Raw genomic sequence first — 309 nt, forward strand, 5'->3', positions numbered from 1 at the left:
GGATGGATGTCCGAGCGGCCGAAGGAGCACGATTGGAAATCGTGTAGGCGGTGTCGAACCGTCTCGTGGGTTCAAATCCCACTCCATCCGCCATCTTGGCCCGTTGGTGAAGCGGTTTAACACAGCAGCCTTTCACGCTGTCATACAGGGGTTCGAATCCCCTACGGGTCACCTAGAAAGATCCCTACATATTTGTAGGTGATTTGGAGGCTTAGCTCAGCTGGGAGAGCATCTGCCTTACAAGCAGAGGGTCGGCGGTTCGATCCCGTCAGCCTCCACCACTAATATTAATGGACATAGTCCTGATTA

3 tRNA genes are annotated in these 309 nt (G+C 53.4%); all 3 read left to right on the top strand.

The window, feature by feature from the left end:
• The 3 genes from ACM6JA_RS22810 (at position 1) to ACM6JA_RS22820 (ending at position 281) form a co-directional block, all read left to right on the top strand.
• A tRNA-Ser gene (locus ACM6JA_RS22810) sits at positions 1–93 on the top strand.
• 4 nt (positions 94–97) lie between these two features.
• Positions 98–171 (top strand) — tRNA-Glu (locus tag ACM6JA_RS22815).
• A gap of 34 nt (positions 172–205) precedes the next feature.
• Positions 206–281: transfer RNA gene (locus ACM6JA_RS22820), tRNA-Val, on the top strand.
• Positions 282–309 lie beyond the last annotated feature (28 nt).

The organism is Brevibacillus sp. IT-7CA2 (assembly GCF_949767855.1).
Taxonomy (GTDB): Bacteria; Bacillota; Bacilli; order Brevibacillales; family Brevibacillaceae; genus Brevibacillus.